Origin of the sequence: Methanofervidicoccus sp. A16, assembly GCF_003351865.1 — an archaeon.
Classification (GTDB): Archaea; AGJL01; Methanococci; order Methanococcales; family Methanococcaceae; genus Methanofervidicoccus.
On sequence record NZ_CP022242.1, the window covers coordinates 426,508 to 445,305 of the forward strand.

16 protein-coding genes are annotated in these 18,798 nt (G+C 34.6%); 8 read left to right on the plus strand and 8 right to left on the minus strand.

Going from position 1 to position 18,798, the window contains the following annotated elements:
* Nucleotides 1–141: 141 nt before the first annotated feature.
* A complete protein-coding gene (locus tag CFE53_RS02020; RefSeq protein ID WP_148120237.1) occupies nt 142–2,733 on the plus strand; it encodes a hypothetical protein in 2,592 nt (863 codons plus the stop codon).
* A 31-nt stretch (nt 2,734–2,764) separates the two neighbouring features.
* Complete coding sequence (locus CFE53_RS02025; RefSeq protein WP_148120238.1) at nt 2,765–4,543, plus strand: DNA-directed DNA polymerase II small subunit; 1,779 nt, start codon at nt 2,765–2,767, stop codon at nt 4,541–4,543.
* Here the strand turns inward: CFE53_RS02025 and CFE53_RS02030 are convergent.
* Nucleotides 4,533–5,717, minus strand: a complete 1,185-nt coding sequence (locus CFE53_RS02030; protein ID WP_148120239.1) for a YcaO-related McrA-glycine thioamidation protein — start codon at nt 5,715–5,717, stop codon at nt 4,533–4,535. The two genes, CFE53_RS02025 and CFE53_RS02030, sit on opposite strands and share 11 nt — an antisense overlap.
* Before the next feature lie 223 nt (nt 5,718–5,940).
* Nucleotides 5,941–6,144 (minus strand): 4Fe-4S binding protein, encoded by a 204-nt coding sequence (locus tag CFE53_RS02035; RefSeq protein WP_148120240.1) that lies wholly within the window; start codon nt 6,142–6,144, stop codon nt 5,941–5,943.
* Between the two features lie 85 nt (nt 6,145–6,229).
* Between CFE53_RS02035 and CFE53_RS02040 the strand changes: the two genes are divergently transcribed.
* Nucleotides 6,230–6,652, plus strand: coding sequence for a winged helix-turn-helix transcriptional regulator (locus CFE53_RS02040; protein ID WP_148120241.1), 423 nt, complete (start codon nt 6,230–6,232; stop codon nt 6,650–6,652).
* Between the two features lies 1 nt (nt 6,653).
* Here the strand turns inward: CFE53_RS02040 and CFE53_RS02045 are convergent, their stop codons facing one another.
* From CFE53_RS02045 to CFE53_RS02055, 3 genes are all read right to left on the minus strand, one after another.
* Nucleotides 6,654–7,097 carry a bacteriohemerythrin gene (locus CFE53_RS02045; RefSeq protein WP_148120242.1) on the minus strand — a complete coding sequence of 148 codons (444 nt, stop codon included), beginning with the start codon at nt 7,095–7,097 and terminating at the stop codon, nt 6,654–6,656.
* 247 nt (nt 7,098–7,344) lie between these two features.
* Nucleotides 7,345–7,773, minus strand: a complete 429-nt coding sequence (locus tag CFE53_RS02050; RefSeq protein WP_148120243.1) for a ferritin family protein — start codon at nt 7,771–7,773, stop codon at nt 7,345–7,347.
* A gap of 79 nt (nt 7,774–7,852) precedes the next feature.
* A complete protein-coding gene (locus tag CFE53_RS02055; protein WP_148120244.1) occupies nt 7,853–9,082 on the minus strand; it encodes an FprA family A-type flavoprotein in 1,230 nt (409 codons plus the stop codon).
* Between the two features lie 245 nt (nt 9,083–9,327).
* On the opposite strand from CFE53_RS02055, the gene CFE53_RS02060 reads away from it, so the two are divergent.
* The 3 genes from CFE53_RS02060 to CFE53_RS02070 all read left to right on the plus strand — a co-directional run bounded on the left by CFE53_RS02060 (nt 9,328) and on the right by CFE53_RS02070 (nt 11,920).
* The gene (locus tag CFE53_RS02060) at nt 9,328–10,326 is read left to right on the plus strand and encodes a substrate-binding domain-containing protein (RefSeq protein ID WP_148120245.1); all 999 of its coding nucleotides are present in this window, start codon (nt 9,328–9,330) and stop codon (nt 10,324–10,326) included.
* A gap of 170 nt (nt 10,327–10,496) precedes the next feature.
* The gene (locus tag CFE53_RS02065; protein WP_148120246.1) at nt 10,497–11,216 is read left to right on the plus strand and encodes an ABC transporter permease; all 720 of its coding nucleotides are present in this window, start codon (nt 10,497–10,499) and stop codon (nt 11,214–11,216) included.
* Nucleotides 11,213–11,920 (plus strand): amino acid ABC transporter ATP-binding protein, encoded by a 708-nt coding sequence (locus CFE53_RS02070; protein ID WP_148120247.1) that lies wholly within the window; start codon nt 11,213–11,215, stop codon nt 11,918–11,920. Before CFE53_RS02065 ends, CFE53_RS02070 begins: the two co-directional genes overlap by 4 nt.
* Before the next feature lie 331 nt (nt 11,921–12,251).
* On the opposite strand, the gene mvk is transcribed toward CFE53_RS02070, so the two are convergent.
* Nucleotides 12,252–13,244: a mevalonate kinase gene (gene mvk / locus CFE53_RS02075; protein ID WP_148120248.1), complete on the minus strand. Its 993-nt coding sequence runs from the start codon at nt 13,242–13,244 to the stop codon at nt 12,252–12,254.
* Nucleotides 13,244–14,647, minus strand: a complete 1,404-nt coding sequence (gene selB, locus CFE53_RS02080; RefSeq protein ID WP_371678165.1) for a selenocysteine-specific translation elongation factor — start codon at nt 14,645–14,647, stop codon at nt 13,244–13,246. The genes mvk and selB overlap by 1 nt, the downstream gene beginning before the upstream one ends.
* Before the next feature lie 1,294 nt (nt 14,648–15,941).
* Here selB and CFE53_RS02085 point away from each other — a divergent pair.
* Complete coding sequence (locus CFE53_RS02085; protein WP_148120250.1) at nt 15,942–16,625, plus strand: HisA/HisF family protein; 684 nt, start codon at nt 15,942–15,944, stop codon at nt 16,623–16,625.
* 43 nt (nt 16,626–16,668) lie between these two features.
* Nucleotides 16,669–17,214, plus strand: coding sequence for a sulfopyruvate decarboxylase subunit beta (gene comE, locus CFE53_RS02090; protein ID WP_371678271.1), 546 nt, complete (start codon nt 16,669–16,671; stop codon nt 17,212–17,214).
* 88 nt (nt 17,215–17,302) lie between these two features.
* On the opposite strand, the gene CFE53_RS02095 is transcribed toward comE, so the two are convergent.
* Nucleotides 17,303–18,754, minus strand: coding sequence for a methanogenesis marker 14 protein (locus tag CFE53_RS02095; RefSeq protein WP_148120251.1), 1,452 nt, complete (start codon nt 18,752–18,754; stop codon nt 17,303–17,305).
* Between the last annotated feature and the right edge of the window lie 44 nt (nt 18,755–18,798).

The window sequence follows — 18,798 nt, forward strand, 5'->3', positions numbered from 1 at the left end:
ATTTTTTCCATCATTATATTTTTATGTTTTAATTTTATAATAAGATTAAAATGTAGCATACCTTAGATATAGTTTTTAACAATATATTTATAGTTGTAAGTATATTAATTATATTTAATAATTACCAAAATGGGAGATAATATGAATGTAAAAGTAGTATTTATACTCCTATCCCTACTTGCATTGACTACTGTCCAAATATATGGAGAAAACTTAAAAATAGTGGATGTATGGACCTCAAATGTTTTATTAGGAGTATCAACAGATACTACAGAGTACCGTATAGATCCTAAAATAACACCAACGATTCTTGTTAAAGTATTTAATGGAGATTCCTATCAACATGATGTTATCTTAGAGGTTAAATCTGATGAAGGTAGTAGTTGGAGATCCTCCCTTGTGCCAATACCACCACGTAGAGAGGAAGTTATATCTGCAGAGTTGGAATTTAAGGAGTTTGGTGTCCATACTGTTCATATATCTCTATTAAGTAAAGATGGAAAGGTTCTAGCAAGTAAAAAAGCCACTATAGCCGTAGCCAATCCAATAGATATTGTAAATATATCCTGTGATGATTCGTTTATCAACGAGTCAGAACCAGATGTCGAGGTATGTAATTCTCCCTGGTTTACAGTAACCCTGAGAAATAACAAATACTCTCAATCAGACTACAACGTTGAAGTATGGATTGCAGTGGTATCACAAAATTTCAACAAAGACGCCAGTAAATACCCTAATGATAAAGAAGTGCTCTACTATGGGAAGAAAGACAGTAAAGTAATATATTTAGCAAAAGGCAGTGAACGTGAGATAAAATTTAAAATACCTCCTATAACAAGTGAAGAGGATACTGTAAAGATCCAGGTTCATATCAACGTCTCTGGGGTACATGACTACGCCGATGGACCAGCATATACTAAAATTAGTATAACTGATGGATACAAAGTTAAATACTCACGGGAGGCGCAACATAAGAAGTTTTCTTATCCAGTGTCTCTTAATGAATTTCAAATAGTGACCACTCTAAATGAAGATGTTATAGATATTCTAGAGGATTATTACAGAACTAATAACATAGAAGATGTTGAATTAGAGAAACTGATAAAAAGCCGTAATTATGAAAATAACAAAGTTTTACCAAGGATCTACCTAAAAGATGATCCCTATCTAGTTATTACTAAATTAAAGTTAGTAAATAAGTTCAACGATAAGTCCTCTGTATTAGTAACTCTTGAAAGTAACGTTGATAAGAATATAGAAAAAGTAGAGTTGGATAAGTTTGAAGTTAAGGAAATATATCTGCCTATATTACTTAAATACCCTGAAAATAAATTAAATGTATCTGTGCAGTCAGGCATATATAAATGCAGTAAGGAAAATTCGAATATTAAGCCGATTCCAGTCTCTCCAGTTTATATAGAAAGTATTGAAGTTGATAAAGGAGATGGAATTTATAGATCTATAGGAGATAACTACTACGTAGATTTGTTTATCAATAAAAATTGTACCTTAAAGATAACTTTAAAAAATTGTTATAATAAAGCACTTTCAGGAAACCTCACAGTTGATGCTTTAGATTTAAAAGACGATATAATAGAATGTCCTTCAAGACTTTCGTTTAAAATCAGTCCTCATGGAAAAACGACTCTCTATTTCCCAATATCATTCAATACGCCTGTAAAGGGAGATATAAAATTTACAGTGAAAGCTAACGGAGCATTAACAAGCCACTCCAAAATATTACATTTTGATGTAAATAACATTAAAGTTGATATTAAATATATTAGCCCCTATAGAGTCAAAGTAACATTATTGAACAACGAACCAAAATACACCAATCTCCCTGTACCTAGTTATGAGAATAAGTTTAGAGTAATCTTTAGAAATTTCATGGATAAAGATATAAGTATATATACATGGATAGTGGTAAGAGGGGAAGGTGACGAATTTAAGGGGTCCACAGGTAAAAAATTTATACACATTCCATCAAAAGGAGAGAGATCTGTTGATTTTAAACTTAAATTTGATGAAGGATTTAAAGGATACCTACAAGTTTATCTCGCTCCTGTAAATCACTCCAATCTAACACTAGTAGTAACTAAGTATATTACTGTATATAGTCCTCTATCTATAGAAAAATTAATATGTAATAATTCTAAGGTCTACGGAGAAATAGGTTATAGTCATCCATACCCAAAACCTATATTTTACAGGTACTGGTATATAGTGGAAAAAGATAATGAAAAGGTGCTTGAAAGTAAAAAATACGGTAAAGTGATATATCCTGGAGAAGTTGATAAGATAAAGTTTGAACTCCAAGATCTTGAAGACTCTGAGTACATCCTAAGATTTTTTGTAGAGATCCCTGACTTTGTAAAAGTAAATAATACTAACTATCCCATACTATTAAAGAGATCTATTAAAGTATTTATCAATACTACAGAAAATACAACTAACCTAGAGAATAATACCATACCCCTTATATACAACGGAAGTGTACATAACAACACTACAGAAAATATACTTTTAATCACAAATGAAACAGAAAATATATTCAATCTGGTGAATAACAATATATCTATTATATATAATGAGAGTGAAATGATAAAAGAAGTAATTGAAAATATATCAGATATCATAAAAGAGAATAAAACACCAAAGGGGATAATAGAGACAATATTTACTTCTATAATGGGAGCAATAGAAAAAATACTATCCATGTTGGGACTTTAAATTACACTCTTAAATATTTTGAAGGGAAAACATGTTAGAGGATTTTTTAAATATTGAGGTTCTACTAACTCCTGAGTCCTATCATAGAATAAACAGTATGTCTGAAAAAGAAAGAAAAAACTTACTAGAAAAAATTAAAGAATTTAAAAATATAAATGATACATTTATATTATTAGATGATTTCTTTTTAAATATTTTTTTAAACCATAATTTAGAGGAGATTATAAAAACATATCAAAAGTGCAACTTTTTAAAGTATTATGTAGGAAATGGAGTGGATGATGGAGAGGTGGAAATCCTGGAAGGTAGTATTGAAGAGGTTTTTGATAGTAGTTCATCATCTACCACTGAGATAGTCAATAATACTGTATCTAATGTCATAGAAACTAATAATAATAGTATTACAGTTGAATATACATCAACAGAAGTAATAGATAAGACTCATGATACCTTACTTAAAATGGAGGAAGAGCGGAAAAAAAGAATATCCGAGATAAGATCTATAAGAAATAGTATAAACCGTAGAATAAACTATGTAGCCAAGGATATAGAGAGTAAAATAAAAGTGTATAAAGAATGGGACATTACAGGTAAATCAACATGTGAAGGTACTATAGAGGATTTTATAAAGTACTTTAGGGATAGGTACAACAGGATAAAAGGCATGATAGAGAGAAAGGTAAAAAGGAAAGCATATCCCTTGGAAAAGTTGTACAAGATGAAAGGAAAGAGTGATGTATTTATTGTGGGAATAGTCTCTGATATAAGCACTACAAAGAAAGGACATAGGAAAGTAGAGATAGAGGATGAAAAAACCAGTATTTCGGTAATCCTGATGAAGGACAAGATAGCAAGGGGCGAACTACCTGACGATATACTACTCGATGAAGTTGTTGGATTCGTAGGATATGTTTCAAACAGTGGAGACATCTTCTTTGCAAATGAGTGTATAAGGCCAGATATAACTCCAAGAACACCTAAGAGTATTGATGAAAAGATATATACCGCCTTTCTATCTGATATCCACGTAGGAAGTAAGGAGTTCCTGGAAAAGACATTTAGAAGGTTTATAGAACTACTAAACGGTAAGATAAGTAGAGGTATAGAGGAGAAGATCGTCAGTAGGTTGAAGTACATCTCTATAGCCGGGGATCTCATAGATGGGGTTGGAGTATATCCTGGGCAGGAGGAGGATCTCTACGAGATAGATGTTATGGCACAGTACGCCGAGATTGCAACCTACCTGGAGGAGATACCTGAACATGTACATATAATTATATCCCCTGGGAACCACGACGCTGTAAGACCTGCAGAACCTCAACCTGCACTACCTAAGAAGGTGTTGAAGTTATTTGACAGTTTAGACAACGTCACCTTTATAGGTAATCCCAGTTATGTAAACGTCCATGGATTGGATTTTTTAATATACCACGGTAGAAGTTTTGACGATATCGTGGGACAGGTGCCCTCTGCTAGATATACAGATCCTCCCTCTATAATGAGGGAACTGTTGAAGAGGAGGCACCTATGTCCAACATATGGAGGTAGATGCCCTATAGCACCTGAACATATGGATTACCTCGTTATCCATAAGGAGCCAGATGTATTCCACGCTGGACATATACATATAAACGGTTACGGTACCTACAAAGGTACTGTGATGGTGAACAGTGGTACTTTCCAGGAACAGACAGAGTTCCAGAAGAAGATGGGTATCCACCCAACACCTGGGAGAGTACCTATCTTGGATATGTCCAGAATGGGAGATGTATATATTGAGTGGGATAATGGGAAAATAACTATTGGGTAGATCTCATTTTTCTAATTCTCTCCTTTGCCCAGGGAGATATTCTATCTCTGTCCATAGAGTAAACCTCCATCCTTGGTATTATAACCCTTACAGTATCCACTTCTGTTCTTTTCAGATCTACGTATATAAGTTTGTCAAAACCTGCCTCTATCAATTTCTCCTTCAGTGTTTTTAGATCCTTCTTTAGATTATAACTTGCACAGTTCTCCATATCTTCAATATTCACAGTTTCTCTGTACTGGTACCACCTTCTGTGGATCCTCTTCATCCTCTCGTAACCTACCTTCCTTACTATATCTCCCCTTACAGTATCCTTTCTCTTGTTGTGAAGTTGAGTAGATCTACTTTGAGCCACCTCAGTTAGAGCCCTGATAACTGCAATCTCAGGGTGAAGATGACACCCTACACCTATACATAGGAGGGCAGGATCCCTCCACACTTCTTCATCACATATTGCCCCCACAGTGGGAATACCTACGTCTCCTGTTAGATCCTTAAGTATTACGTTTATATTGGCACTTTCAAACTTCTCCAGTAGTTCATGTATCAGAGGGTTTTTAGCACCTTCTACATCTATCCTCCTGTAGGTATTTCCAGATAGTTCTGCAATACTCCAGGCATCCCTCTCTATAACCTCAAGGGCTCCATGGAGGATGGCCTCGTATAGGTTATTACCAGAGGCTATACCGTTTGTATGACTTCTAAAGAGTTTTCCTCTGTAGGGATGGAATACTCCATCTGCAGGTACATCTACGGTACACTGGTTTATGATGTCGAATCCCTCTATCCACTTAATACCTTTGATATCGTTTTTCTCTCCAAGGTATCTGTACATATCGAGAGGTAGAACTAACTCCCTTATATCGACAGGATTATCAGGTTTATCTTTAAGTCTATCCTCGTCCTCTGGTTTCAACTCTGCAGAGTACCTCTCTATAGCCTCCATAGACCCTGAAACCTTCGCCTGTATATCTGTAGGTCCCTTACCAAGATGGTAAACTATACCATCTTCAGTTATCCTCTCTACAGCATAAACTGGAATGCCCAATCTATCTAGGTGGTCTATTCTCTCTATTTCTTTAACCCCTACTTTATTGAGAATGGGACTTATTCTACTCCATGTTTCCTTAGGATGACATACTCTATAAGTTTCCAGTTTGTGAATTATGTCCATAATCTATCCCTAAAATTCGCTTTATCTCTTAAAAATTTAGTTGAAAAATATTAAAATTGTAAGATTATGCTATCCTGGATGAAAAAACTCAATAATAACAACTCCTGATAAAAATACCCATATAATGTTTGTATTTTAAAGTTACCCATTAATAAATTATTTATTAACAAATAATAAAACATCTCTTTAAAAAATAATAATTATTTTTATAATTATAATAACTTTACACTCCTTCCTTAATAATTAATATAGCATTAGTAGGACATCTACCAGTACATAACTTACAGTTGTGACAGTACTTTGTATCGTAAGCGTAGTACTTTTTGTCTTTATCTCTCTTCCATATCAAGGGACCTTTTGGACATACATCGTAGCATCTTCCACATCCAATACATTTGTCCTTATCTACTATTATTTTTACAACCAAGATATCACCTTGAGGAAAAATTATAAAAAAGTATAAAAATTTTAATAAATAATTTTATTAATAATTATTTATAGTTAGTGGTAGTATGGACGAGAAGGATATGAAAATACTTGAAATACTTATGAAGGACGGTAGGAAATCTTACACAGAGATTGCGAAAATGTTGGGTACCAGTGAGAGTTCTGTAAGGAAGAGGGTTAAAAAAATGGAAGAAGAGGGGGTTATTAAAGGATATAGAGCAGAAGTAGAGCCCTCTAAAATTGGATACAACGTAGTTGCATTAACTGGATTTGATACCAATCCAGAGGATTTCCTCACAGTTGCAAAGAAACTCTGTGAATTTGAAGAGGTAAAAAAGGTATGGACCTCTACTGGAGATCATATGATTATGACTGAAATCTGGGCAAGAGATGGTAGGGAACTATCTGAAATACTCTTTAACAAGTTAGGTAAAATAGAGGGTGTTAAAAAGATATGTCCTGCAATAATACTTGAAGAGTTGAAATAACTTATATCTCTACCATTTTATCAGGTACTTCAATACCTCTCTCCTTGAACCATTTGCCGTATCCATTTACATCCATATTCTTTATATGCATAATTAACCATCCAATTATAAAATTCAGTGCTTCGTTAAACTTTCTGTCATCTCCCTTTTCAATCTCTGGAAGGAGGGTATCTACAAGATACCTAACAAAGAACTTATGCATCTTTTTATGATTCTCTAACTTCTCCTTAGGGTAGTTGTATCTTTCCATAACCTCCTCTTCATGTTTAAAGTGTTTATCTGCGTAAGTAACTACAGTATCTATCAGTATCTTTTTTGCATCTTCTCTTTTTCCTTCCCTCATTAGAGTATATACCTGATTTATCGTTTTTATAAGTGTTTTATGCTCTTCATCAAATGCCTCAATACCAGATTCAAAATCTTTACACCATTTTATTATTTCCATACTATCCTCTATATTTTAATTATACTTAAAAATAATAATAATTATTATTAATATATAATATAACCACTATTAAAGGTGGTGTAGATATCAATTAAAAATTTTAATAAGAACAATAAAATAGTACTGAAATAGTACTGAATTTTCCTATTTTTTAATTTTTGATAAAATAGCAGATTTGCTATAACAACAATTTTTAATTATCAATAGTAGGTAATTCTACAATATTAAACAGTAAATCTATTATATTTTACTTAAAGTATCTCTCCAACAATCCCTTCAACATCATGGCATGTCTTGCCTCATCTCTACTTGATTCGTCAAAGTAGTCGTGGGCAGGATCTATATCTAATTCTTTAGCCTTCTTAGCAGCAGCCTTCTTTTCCTTGTTTGCCTTACACTCTCCTTCTAACATCATTTCAATGTTTTCCTTCAAGTTCTCAGAGATGATTCCGTTCATCTCTGCAAAGTGGGCTGCATGTTCAGCCTCTTCAAAGGCAATCCTTCTTAATACCTCTGCAACTTCTGGTAATCCTTCTCTTTCAGCCTGTCTTGCCATGGCCAGGTACAATCCCACTTCAGTACACTCTCCTTTAAAGTTAGCCTCAACTTCTTTCTCTAGATCTGTACCCTTTGTAACTCCTATTTTGTGCTCGTTTATCAACTCTACTTTAACCATAGGTTTCTCACCTCCTTATTTCTTTTAAACAGTAAAAACAAAAATGATCAAAAAGTATATAAAGGAAAATTAGATAAGATTACAATTCCTTTATCTTAGCAGCCAGTCTCTTACCCATGTTGTAACAGTTCTCTAATTCATCTTTAGTTGGTACATAGTATAACTCGTAGGCATCAAGTACGTTGAAGCCACAGGCTTCTATTTCCTTCTTCAATACTTCAACTCCTCCACCGTTACCTCCCATAGATCCAAAGACTATTGCTAACCTCTTCAATCCTGTTCTGTTGAACTTCAATCCTCTTAGGTAGTATATTAGGTCTCCCATTGATGGGTATGGTTCGTCGTAGATTGTTGGTGCTCCAAAGAGTACTGCCTTACTGTCTAAGATATCCTTAACGATTTCACTTCTTTCATCTTCGTGGAGGAAGTACATTACTACCTCAATACCCTCGCTCATAAGTCCCTCTGCGAAGGCGTGAGCCATCTTCTGGGTGGAGTAGTGCATTGTGTCGTATACTATTGTAGCCTTGTCCTTACACTTACCAGTAGCAAAGTTCTGGTAAGCCTCTATTACCTTCATTGGATCTGTCCATATCTGCCCATGGGATGGAGCAATCATCTTTATCTTCTCTAAGAGGCCTAAGTCAATAACCTCCTTGAACTTCTTCAGTACCAACTTGGAGAGTGGTGTAATCAGGTTTGCGTAGAACTTCTTGTTTGCATCCATCAGGACGTACTCTGGAATATCCTTGTCGAATCTCATGTGTGCTGGATAACAGAGGTGCTGACCAAATGCATCGTTTGAGAAGAGTATTCCTTCTTCAGCATAGAATGTGAACATACTGTCTGGCCAGTGGAGGAGTGGTGCCTCTAAGAATGTTAATGTTTTACCTCCAAGGTCTATACTATCTAGGGACTTTACTGTCTTAAATGGAGCATCCTTTAAGGATGGGAAGTGCTTTTTCAACCCTTCAACTGCAACTTCTGTACAGTAGATTGGTGCCTCTGGGAACTTCTTGTGGATCTCTGGTAGTGCTCCAGAGTGGTCCTTCTCTACGTGGTTCTGTACGATTACATCTATCTTGAACTCTCTACCTTCCTTCTCAAAGGCATCCTTTATTCTTCCCCACATTTGAGCAGAGGTTCCTGGATATGTGTTGTCTATTATAGCAACCTTCTCATCTCCAAATACCAAGTATGCGTTGTAGGTAGTACCCTTTAATGTGTATCCGTGGTACTTTCTAATATCCCAGTCCAATACTCCTACCCAGTATACTCCATCTGCTATTTTGACTGCATCTGCTTTCACATTATCACCTTTTGTTCATTTTACAGTTAATTCTATTACTCCTACACCTATATTAATTTAATTATCCGTATCTCGTCTAGATCCCATGTTTTCAGTACGACTTCGATATTATGTTTTAAATTTTTCTGTTAAAATTATTCTGTTAATATCCGAAAAAAAAACAAAAAATATTTATATCATTAATATACATTAACTTTATTACAATAATTAATTACATTTGATTAACCTATAATAGTAGGGATATTATGAAAAGGAGTGTTTTGATAGTATTAGGTATAGTATTACTGATCACAGGAAGTCTTCTCCTGTATAACTACCATACTCAGAGTAAGGCTAGATACCTTACAATCTCTACTACAACAAGTCTATACGATACCGGTCTCCTAGATATTATAGCAGAAATATTCAAGAAACAGTACAATATAGAGTTGAGATTTATCCCAAAGGGAACGGGAGCCGCCATCCAAGACGCTAAAAATGGTGTATGTGATGCCATTATAGTACATGCTAGGAGTAAGGAGTTAGAGTTTATGAAGGAAGGTTATGGAGTAAATAGGAAAGTTTTCGCATATAACTTCTTTGTTATTGTGGGTCCAAAGGAGGACCCTGCAGGAATCAGAGGACTTCCACCAGTTGAGGCTCTTAAAAGGATCGCTGAGGCAGGAAGGGAGGGTAAAGTAATATGGGTTACAAGGGATGACGGTTCAGGAACTAACACCAAGGAGATAAATCTCTGGAAGTTAGCAGGATATAACTACTCAGAAATAAAAGAGGAGAAGTGGGTATACAGGACAGGATCTGGGATGGGTGAGACACTTAAGGTAACTGATACCAAGAGGGCTTATACTCTATCAGATACTGCTACATACCTTAAGTACAGTGGAGAGGGGATAATAGGAAACTTGGATATATTAGTTGATAAAGGCAGTGAGTTGATAAATATATACAGTATAATTCTGATAAACCCTGAGAAGTACGAAAAGAACTATAAGGATGCAGTCCTACTATCTAAGTGGTTAACTGGTGAAGAGGGGCAGAAAGTACTTGAAGAATTTGGTAAGGAGGAGTTCGGGAGACCTTTATTTAACCCTGTTGTAGAGGTACTTAGGAATAGAGAGGAGCCTTTCTTTACCTGGATATTGAAGTATGGATTTATAGAGGATGGAGATGTCCTAACAGAATGTCCTAGGGAGTTTAGGTATGGAGATGATCTTACATTCTTTGAATTTAGAAAATCTAATTAAAAATTAATTATTATTATAATAAAAAAATAAAAATTATGAATATAAAAAGGGTAAAATAAACAAATCTAATCCTTATCTCTTATCTTACAGTAAATACCTAGTGAGTAGGGTTATTACTATTGATCTTTATTCTTTTAATTATTTTTTAAACAGTTTTTAAAGAGATAACTATGGCCTGGGATTATATACTCGAGGGACTTTTTGAAGCCTTTCATCTTATAATCGGTGGGGATCCTGAACTTTACGATATACTCTTTAGAAGTATAAAGGTATCTGGATTGGCTACTTTGTACGCTGGGTTAATTGGTGTTCCTATAGGAACTATTCTAGGACTCTCAGATTTTAAGGGTAAAGATATAATAAAGTCTATCTTTAACGGATTGATGGGCATTCCCACTGTAGTACTTGGGCTTATCCTCTACCTCTTTTTAGCACCTGCTGGACCTTTTGGGTTTTTAAACCTACTTTACACCACTACAGGTATAAGTCTCGGCCAGATGATACTTATTTTACCAATTGTTGTAAGTATTACTGTAAATTCCATTGAAAGTATAGAGGAAGATGTAAGGTATTTGGCACTAACCTTGGGAGCAGATGAAACCCAGATGATGACGAAGATCATAGAAGAGGCCTCTCCCGGTATATTTCTATCTCTGATGATGGCATTTAACAGGGCCATTGCAGAACTGGGAGTAGCCCTTATGATAGGAGGAAACATCTTTATAAAAGGAGGAGAGATGAACACAAGGGTGCTAACTACTGCAATTCAGATGTACGTCACAAGAGGAGAAATTAGTATGGCGATTGCCCTGGGGATTATATTACTCTCTCTGGTTTATCTTATATCCATCATGGTTAACTATATACAGAGAAGGTGGGCAGAGGCATGATAGTTCTAAAGGGGGTTTTTAAAAACTTTGGAGAGAAGGTAGCCCTTAAGGATGTTAACCTTGAGGTAAATGAGGGGGAGGTTTTGGCAATTTTGGGATACAGTGGGGCTGGAAAAACAACTTTACTTAAAATATTATCTGCCTTAGATATTGATTTTAAGGGTATTTATCTATTTAAGAATATAGATGCTAAAAAAAATCCCGAGAAGGTAAGAAAACGTACAACCATGGTTTTTCAGAACCCTGTAATGTTTAAAGGTACAGTCTTTGAAAACGTCGCCTACGGATTAAAGGTCAGAGGGTATGATAAGAGGTATATTAAAGAGAAAGTGGATGAGATGTTAGAATCCCTTGGGATCTTGGATTTAAAGGATAAAAATGCCAAGAAGTTAAGTGGTGGGGAGAAGCAGAGGGTTGCAGTGGCAAGGGCTTTAGTGTTAGACTTAGATGTATATATCTTTGACGAGCCCACATCTAACTTAGATATAGAGAATATCAAAGTTGTAGAAAGTGCCATAAAGGAATTAAAGAGAAAGGGAAAGACTGTTATATTTACAACCCACGATCTTCTTCAGGCTCGGAGGTTGTCAGAGAGAGTGGCTTATATAGAGAAGGGAGAGATTGTTGAGGTTGGTGAGACTGAGGAAATATTTAAGGATCCAAAGGATGAGAGAACCTATAGGTTTGTAAGTGGGATGTTTTAAATGTATGAGTTATTAAAAATCATCAATGTTAAATAAAAGTAAAAAATAATAAACCTTAATCTTCACCAAAATATAATTTAAAGGATAAAAACTGAAAAATGATAAGAAATTAATAAATAATTCATCCTGTTAGGAGGATATACACTACTCTAAGGAGGTATTTATCTGTTCATATTTTTTAGTATCTATCCAGAGTGTTTAAAGACTTTATCAGATTTAATAACCTTCTTTTTTATATTTTCTTTTTATATATTTATTATCTTTTATATTTATTTTTATAATAATTATCATAATTATTTATTATCAGGGATTTTTTAATTGGAATTAGTAATTAGTAATTATTAATAATATCAACGCCTACCTTACACTCAAATACATCTAATACTCCCAATTCTCTTAGAGATCCTAACAGTTCCTTCCTTCTATCCTCATCTGTAAGTATTACAACAACACCTCCACCTCCAGCACCTGAGAGTTTTGCACCGTATCCGTATCTACTACCTAACTCCACAACCTTGTCCATCTTTGTTGTAGAAACTCCTAACTTTTTCAGTAGTTCATGGTTTTTTATCATTAATTCTCCCAATTCCTCCCATGTAGATATACCTTCAACTTCATTTACTATCTTTCCTATAGATCTGAATATTTCCTCCTTCTTAGGATGACCTGCAACCTCCTTAACAAGTTCAGCAGTTTTCTTCTTCCTTCTTTCAACATGAACCAATAAAAAATGACAGTCTTTAAGGAGTTTGTAAAGTTTAGTACCTTCCAAAATCTCAAAATCACTACTGTTTTTGATCTTCAAAACACTGTTGTAGATAACAGTTGCAGTATCTGTAATACTGGCTCTTCCTTGAACCTCCCTCTCCACAGAAAAACATATCTTACACAACTCCTTTTTTGGGATAGAGATATTATTAGCAAGTAAAAAAGATTTTATAGTAGTGACAACCACTGAGGCAGAGGATCCCAGACCACAACTTACAGGAATATCGGAGGATATATCTAACTTAAATGGTTTAAAATCTTTGTATCCTTTATCTTTTAAGTAATTTACTATAGATTTAATTGCACATAAGACATATTTCACACTTCTATTATAGTTTCTTAGGTTTAATGTGGAAATATCCTCTATATTCAAGGTAAGGGATCTCCCTAAATCCTTCAGATTTATAACTATATTCTTTTCACTATGGGAGATCCTCCCCCTAGTTTTTAGATCTACAGCCATGGAAATAGCACCGTAACCCTCAACTACAGCATGTTCTCCAAAAAGTATAACCTTAGAGGGAGCCTCAACTGTACTTTTAGATGTTTCCTCCATCATCTCCACCTTATCAATCTCCTTAAGAGAACCTCATCCCTATTATCCACCTCTCCATCAAATTCTGCCACTAAGTACCCCTTAGTTCCAAAGGTTCCCTTTATTCTCCCTTTAATATTTTTTTCAGGGACTACTACATTAGATCCAATAAGTTTCTCAGCCTCCTCCTTAGAGTTGGCCAAACCTACAACAAGTATTCTATTTTTATCTATCTTTATCCACCCCACTTTAGAGATTACCCTTTTAATATTCAACTCTTCAACCCTCTTAAAATCTACTATCTCACCTTTACCACATATCCTTAAGGTTGTAGGTGGTAGATCCAATCTAGTTATAAGTATATCCTCCCCTATCTCTGCTACAGTTTTTTCCTCCAATTGGAATGCACAGTAACACTCCTCTCCTCCTTTAACCTCTCTTAGGATGATGTTCTCCATATTTCCGTCTATCTCCATCCTCTTAAAAGGTATTATCCTTGCAGGTATTACTAACATTCCTATATTTAAATGTACTCTTATCCTAGGTTTCAAAGGGTACTTAAATAGAGGAGATATTCTTATCTTTGCAACTATACTATCTACAACCTTTAACTTAGTATCTAGGGACGTTAGGACACATCCCCTAAATAACTCTTTTGGATCTACTCCCTGAACAGCCATTCCTATTCTATCTCCTGCAGAGGCTTCACCTACATCCTCCTTACATCTCTGAATACTCTTAACCTTTACAGTACTGTTCAATGGTAGAACCTTTAACTCATCCCCCACTTTTACCTTTCCCTTAAGTACAGTACCTGTGATAACTGTACCGATCCCCTTTATTGGAAATGCATGATCTATAGGCATCTTAAAGAAGTCCTCAGTGTTCCTTATTATCTCCATACTATCTAACATCTCCCTAATAGTATCCTTTAATTCCTCTATTCCAATACCCTCCTTTGCAGATATCTTCAGTATTTTACTCCCCTTTAAATTTTCTGTTGAGTTAAGTATGGCTCTCATGAATTCCTCAGTTCTTTTAATTTCCTCCTGGGATGCAACATCTATTTTATTTATTACCACAATAGTAGGTATATTGAAGTAATCTAGTATTAAAAGGTGCTCTCCAGTTTGGGTTTTAGGTCCCTCTTTGGCATCTATCACTAAGAGGGCTAGATCTATGATCTCGGCAGCACCAACTACGGCCCTTATGAGATCTGCATGTCCAGGGGCATCTACTAAGGTAATGAGATAGCCTCCCAACTTAAAAAAGGAGAACCCAAGATCTATGGTAATACCTCTTCTTTTAGATTCTGGTAGTCTATCTAAGGAGGATGTTGAAGGGACCTCCGTTAGAACCTTTGCCAATGTTGTTTTCCCATGGTCTATATGCCCAAATATACCTATGTTTATATTTTTAACCATCAACGTTCACCATTATAGTTTATTTTAATGTCTTAACAAGATTAATTTAATTTAAAAAATGTTCATCGTTTTTATAGTGTAAAAATAATAATTATTAAAAATAAAAAAATAAAGTGATAAATATATTAAAAAAGATAAATATCTCCCAATATTCCCTATACTAATGATGATATTCTACTTCTTTTTTCATGGTATTTATAATTTTTAAGATTATACAATAAATACTGAACTTTGATTCCCATCAAAAAAATTCTGATAAGAATAACAATAATTATAAAAAATAAAAGTATAAAAGGAAGGTATTTAGATCAAAATGAGGGATAGATAATCTCTCCTAGAATGTTCTAAGATGCTATGGAAGTGGAGTAGATCCTTTTTTAATAAGTTGCTATTATTAATATTACCCTAATTCCCATCAAAAGGATAGTTTAAAAAATAATAAGAATTATAAAAATAATAAGATAAAAAAAAAATAAGAAAAAATTAAAAATAAAAAACTTCTATTAATCCCAGATACAAAAATTTTAAAAAAAGATTGGAGGAGAATTATCCTCTGAATATCTCTTTTAATACAGGAATTCAGAATAAGATCTCATAATATTATCTAAAGATTCGGAAAGATCCTAAGGGTATTTAATAGTTTTTGTATTGATTATTTTCATAATAATTTTTATTATAATGATTATCTTTTTATTATTCTTTAATTACCACTTTGATGGGAACTAAGGTTTAATATTTTATTATAAGGTATAATATTTCAATATTTTTTTTCCAGTCTTTTTTATTGTTCTTATTTTTATTATTTAAATTATTGTTTAGAATGGGAATTAAGGTTATTTACTTTTTATCTCTATCCCTTCAGAATTTATTTTATTTTATTACCCTAATTCCCATCAAAAAAATTCTGATAAGAATAATAATCATAAAAATAGAAAGTATAAAAAGAAGATATTAAAATCAAAATAAGAGATAAATAATCTCCTCCTGGGACGCTCTAAGATACTATGGAAGTGGAGTAAATCCTTCTTAGCAGGTTGTTATTATTAATTTTTATTAAAAGTATTATTTTTAATATTATTTTAATATTTTTTCAGTTTTTATTATTTTTTTATTTAAATCATTACTTTGATGGGAATTGAGGTTTTTTATTATTTTTTTAATCACGGTCTTGATAGGAAGTGGGGTAATACTAATTAATTATTATTTTTTAATTATTTGTTGCTGAGGACTATAATGTCATTATTAATATATATCCACAGCTTATATTAATTAACCACTATTTTCGGGGGTCACTATGGAGATTGTTCCAGTGCTGGATATAATGAACGGTATAGCAGTTTGTGGTAGAGGAGGGGATAGAAAAAACTACAGACCATTAAAAACAGTTTTATGCAACTCCTCAAATCCTCTAGAGGTGGCAAGGAGATATAGAGAGGAGGGAGCAGAAAAGATATACATTGCTGATTTAGACGCTATAATGAAGAAGGGCAACAACTTTCATATAATAAAGGAGATAGAGGGACATAAGATTTTAGATGGAGGTATTACCTCGAAATTGGAACTGGAGAGTCTTAGATCCTTAAATATATGTGATAAGATCATCTTAGGGACAGAGACCTTGAGAGATTTAGACCTCTTAGAGGAAGAAGATATAATACTTAGTCTAGATTTTAAGGATGGTAAGTTGTTGAATCCTATGAGTTATACCTTAGAGGAGATTTTAAATAGATTGGACAAATCTATTCCTTTAATAGTGTTAGATATATCCTCTGTAGGTACTCAGAGAGGTGTAAATTGGAATTTAGTGGAAAAGATTATGAAGAATGTAGAGAATCCTGTATATGTAGGTGGTGGAGTAAGAGACGAGGAGGATCTAAAGAGGTGCTACAATATGGGCATTCAGGGGGTACTTATAGGCACTGGAATACATAAGGGTATTTTGAAACTAAAAGAGATAATTGAGAGGTATAGGAACTAAGGTGATTGTATTGTTAAGGAGGATAGATGCTATAAGGATACTTATGGAGTATATAAAGGATGAGATAGTGGTCTGTAATATAGGGTTTCCAAGTAAGGAGTTATATCATATAAAGGATAGGCCGGAAAACTTCTATATGTTAGGTTCTATGGGTCTCTGCTCCTCTATAGGCCTAGGTTTGGCCCTATCCCTGAATAAGAAGGTAATAGCCATAGAGGGAGACGGATCCCTACTGATGAACTTAGGTACCTTATCTACTATAGGATACACACAGCCAGATAACTTTATACTCTACGTTATAGACAACTCAGTTTACGGCTCTACAGGTAATCAGAGGACACATACAGAGAGTACCAGTCTATGTGGGATAGCAAGGGCCTGTGGAATAGATGCTGTAGAGGTGTTTCAGGAAGATGATCTGAGAAGAGTAATAGAGGAATCTCTCAATGACAGTAAAAGTAAGGTTATAGTAGTTAAGGCAGAACCTTACAACGAGAAGGTTGAAAATATCCCTCTACATCCTATGTATATAAAATTCAGGTTTATGGAGAGTATTAAACCATATAGAAAAAAGAACAGTAATAAATAATTTTATAACCTCCTTAAATCCCTAAGAGAATAATAATCTGTATTTTTTATTTTTTAATAAAATTTTTAAAAATAATAACTGATCAACTCTATCTTATCATACCTTTCTCTTTCTGCCATTTTCTTCTCTCTCCTAGTATACATCTATCACCTCTATTCCCTCCAACTGGATTCTGTGGAGTACCTAGACAGTTCATACATCTTGCCATAATACTGGCTCCCAGTGCAAGGCCATCCTCAACGAATACTACGTTATCCTCAGGTTTGTCCCATATATCCAACTCATTTAATCTCTCCAATACCAACCTAGGTTTATCTCCTGTTATTCCAGCCCTTCCAGTTATTCCAATAGCACTTTTATCACTTATAAGGCCCTTATCTCTTGCTAATTTTACCAGTCTTTCAGTTATCTTTGAAGATACTATATCCAGGGTATAGAGTAAGGTTGGAACGTTACTCTCCTCTAGGATGTTCCTTCCAATTTCCTCTAATTTAGGTAGATCACTTCCATTCTCTCCTACATCACAGCCTATAAGAATTGTTCCTGCCTTTTCTGCACTTTTTGGATCTACAGGCACAGTTCCAAATCTATCTACACCCTTAGGAACCTCGCAGATCTTTATATACTTATGTATCTTTTCCCCATACTCTTCTGCAAGTTCTCTATTTACCTCGCCTCCCTTATCTTTTATATCTAACACTGCACCTTTGTCCTTACTTACTAATCCACTACCTCTAACAATACTATCTGCAATAGCCCCAGCAAGGCCACAGAGGTTGCCAACAACATGTGCATAGGGCTTACTGTCATCTGTTATCCTACCTGCAAGGGTTGTACCGAAGTCTATACTCATACATGGGTTTCTGAAATCCACATGGGTCCATTTCGCCCCTACCTTTATCCCTGCAGTAACTAATTCACCCTCCATCTCGTTGGCCACAACCTCCTTACCAGTTGGAGGTACTACTCCTGTAACTGCACCGTCAAATATTACCTTATCCATTAGGCTGTACTTATCAAAAGGTTTTGGAAGTTGACTTTTACTCATGGCAGGAGTCATCTTTGATGGAGGTACTCCAGCCTTTAAACATCCTTCAGCAAGGGCTATTATCATGTTGGATACTTCCTCTGGAGTGGCAAATCCTGCAGTAACCCCAGTACTCCTAACTACGAAGTGGAGGTCATCCACTGTAAGGTTTCCCTTTTTTAGTGCTCCAAGTAGTACATCCTTCACCATATCTGCAACTGCACCTTTAGTTAACTCTACCCCCCAAAGGGTTTTCCCAAATACCTCCTCCCCCTTTTTTGGTGGTCTTACGTCCCTGGTCATTCTAACGTACTTACTTATAATGTAGGTAATACCTGTATCCATATTAGTTGCTGTAATTATGGATTTTGTTGTGGTATTTCCCAACTCAACAGATGCAACTATATAGTATGGATTCCTCTTCAACTCTATGAGATCTACACTCTGGGATCTTGCATAAGCGATCTTTGGACCTTTTTTGAATATATTGAATATCTTATCTAAAAATCCCATTATATCCCCGTAAATAAAAATTATAAAAATAACACTACAATCTT

Bases quoted from the DNA above. Each gene is read 5' to 3' on its own strand.
- CFE53_RS02020 (WP_148120237.1), top strand. From the start codon at position 142: ATGAATGTAAAAGTAGTATTTATACTCCTATCCCTACTTGCATTGACT.
- CFE53_RS02025 (WP_148120238.1), top strand. From the start codon at position 2,765: ATGTTAGAGGATTTTTTAAATATTGAGGTTCTACTAACTCCTGAGTCC.
- CFE53_RS02030 (WP_148120239.1), bottom strand. From the start codon at position 5,717: ATGGACATAATTCACAAACTGGAAACTTATAGAGTATGTCATCCTAAG.
- CFE53_RS02040 (WP_148120241.1), top strand. From the start codon at position 6,230: ATGGACGAGAAGGATATGAAAATACTTGAAATACTTATGAAGGACGGT.
- CFE53_RS02045 (WP_148120242.1), bottom strand. From the start codon at position 7,097: ATGGAAATAATAAAATGGTGTAAAGATTTTGAATCTGGTATTGAGGCA.
- CFE53_RS02050 (WP_148120243.1), bottom strand. From the start codon at position 7,773: ATGGTTAAAGTAGAGTTGATAAACGAGCACAAAATAGGAGTTACAAAG.
- CFE53_RS02060 (WP_148120245.1), top strand. From the start codon at position 9,328: ATGAAAAGGAGTGTTTTGATAGTATTAGGTATAGTATTACTGATCACA.
- CFE53_RS02065 (WP_148120246.1), top strand. From the start codon at position 10,497: ATGGCCTGGGATTATATACTCGAGGGACTTTTTGAAGCCTTTCATCTT.
- CFE53_RS02070 (WP_148120247.1), top strand. From the start codon at position 11,213: ATGATAGTTCTAAAGGGGGTTTTTAAAAACTTTGGAGAGAAGGTAGCC.
- mvk (WP_148120248.1), bottom strand. From the start codon at position 13,244: ATGGAGGAAACATCTAAAAGTACAGTTGAGGCTCCCTCTAAGGTTATA.
- selB (WP_371678165.1), bottom strand. From the start codon at position 14,647: ATGGTTAAAAATATAAACATAGGTATATTTGGGCATATAGACCATGGG.
- CFE53_RS02085 (WP_148120250.1), top strand. From the start codon at position 15,942: ATGGAGATTGTTCCAGTGCTGGATATAATGAACGGTATAGCAGTTTGT.
- comE (WP_371678271.1), top strand. From the start codon at position 16,669: ATGGAGTATATAAAGGATGAGATAGTGGTCTGTAATATAGGGTTTCCA.
- CFE53_RS02095 (WP_148120251.1), bottom strand. From the start codon at position 18,754: ATGGGATTTTTAGATAAGATATTCAATATATTCAAAAAAGGTCCAAAG.